At 50.2% G+C, this 1,495-nt stretch carries 2 protein-coding genes; one reads left to right on the top strand and one right to left on the bottom strand.

Annotated elements, in window-relative coordinates; translation table 11 throughout:
- Positions 1–129: 129 nt before the first annotated feature.
- Positions 130–780 (top strand): oxygen-insensitive NAD(P)H-dependent nitroreductase NfsB, encoded by a 651-nt coding sequence (locus HMPREF1028_RS02720; protein WP_009311244.1) that lies wholly within the window; start codon positions 130–132, stop codon positions 778–780.
- Positions 781–1,029: 249 nt separating this feature from the next.
- Here the strand turns inward: HMPREF1028_RS02720 and HMPREF1028_RS02715 are convergent, their stop codons facing one another.
- Positions 1,030–1,368, bottom strand: a complete 339-nt coding sequence (locus tag HMPREF1028_RS02715) for a P-II family nitrogen regulator (RefSeq protein WP_003756171.1) — start codon at positions 1,366–1,368, stop codon at positions 1,030–1,032.
- Between the last annotated feature and the right edge of the window lie 127 nt (positions 1,369–1,495).

Raw genomic sequence — 1,495 nt, 5'->3', positions numbered from 1 at the left:
TCTTTTTCATACGCCAGCGTTTGCGTTTTACCGACCTTTATACCGAAATCCTCACCAATTTCCTGCATTGCCCCTTTCAGATGACCCCTCTATAATCCCCGTTTCCATCCTAAAAACAGGAAACACCTCATGAACATCACAGAAATCGTCCGCCAACGATACAGCACCAAGTCTTTCGACCCGTCCAAAAAAATCGCTGCCGAAGACTTCGCCCATATCGAAGCCGCCCTGCGCAACAGCCCCTCCAGCGTCAATATGCAGCCATGGCAATTCATCATCGCCGATGACGAGGCGGGCAAAGCGCGCATTGCCAAATCCACCGAAAAACTCCCTTATAACACCCCGAAAATCACTCATGCGTCCCATGTCGTCGTTTTCGCCGCCCGCGTTTGCGCCGACGATGATTATGTCGCCGCCGTATTGGCGCAAGAGGACAAAGACGGACGTTTCGCCACGGAAGAAGCCAAGCAGGCAGGCGATTCCACCCGCCGCCTGTTCTTGGGCATCCACCGCAACCAATTCCAAGATGAAGAGCAATGGCTTGCCAAACAAGTCTATCTCAACATGGGCTTCACCCTATTCGCCGCTGCCGCAGCAGGCATCGACGCCGTGCCGATGGAAGGCGTCGATTTGCAGGTTTTGAATGAGGAATTCGGTTTGACGGAAAAAGGCTACAAAGCCGTCGCCGTCGTCTCCTTCGGCTACCGTGCCGCAGACGATTTCAACGCCGCGCTGCCCAAATCGCGTTTTGAAAACGAAGTCATCTTCACCAAAATCTAAACCCGATAGAAACGAAAACAAGGTCGTCTGAAACCCGACAATGCAGGATTTCAGACGACCTTATTTGTATAGTGGATTAACTTTAAACCAGTACGGCGTTGCCTCGCCTTAGCTCAAAGAGAACGATTCTCTAAGGTGCTGAAGCATCAAGTGAATCGGTTCCGTACTATCTGTACTGTCTGCGGCTTCGTCGCCTTGTCCTGATTTAAAGTTAATCCACTATATCAGCCAATCGCGGCAACGATAAGATTAAATCGCCGCTTCCGCGCGTTCGCCCGTCCGTATCCGAATCACTTCTTCAACCGGCAGCACAAAAATCTTGCCGTCGCCAATTTTTCCCGACCGCGCAGTCTCTACAATGATATCGATGGCGCGTTCCACATCTTCATCTGCCAACACCAGCTCGACCTTGACTTTGGGCAGAAAATCAACCGCATACTCCGCGCCGCGGTAAATTTCGGTATGCCCTTTCTGACGGCCGAAACCTTTAACCTCGCTGACCGTCATGCCGCTTATCCCGATTTCTGTCAGAGCTTCACGGACATCGTCCAATTTAAACGGCTTAATCACAGCTTCGATTTTTTTCATGATATTTTTCCTTAAATTTCAGGATGGCATAGCGTTCGACCCTCAGCCAATCCGGTTTGGATAAAACGTTGAATCAGCCCAAATGCAGCCTTGCTTCCATTTTTTACACAATATAGTGGATAACTTT

Origin of the sequence: Neisseria sp. GT4A_CT1, from assembly GCF_000227275.1 — a bacterium.
Classification (GTDB): Bacteria; Pseudomonadota; Gammaproteobacteria; order Burkholderiales; family Neisseriaceae; genus Neisseria.
This window is presented reverse-complemented; position numbering and strand designations above follow the sequence as displayed.

Bases quoted from the DNA above. Each gene is read 5' to 3' on its own strand.
- HMPREF1028_RS02715 (WP_003756171.1), bottom strand. From the start codon at position 1,368: ATGAAAAAAATCGAAGCTGTGATTAAGCCGTTTAAATTGGACGATGTC.
- HMPREF1028_RS02720 (WP_009311244.1), top strand. From the start codon at position 130: ATGAACATCACAGAAATCGTCCGCCAACGATACAGCACCAAGTCTTTC.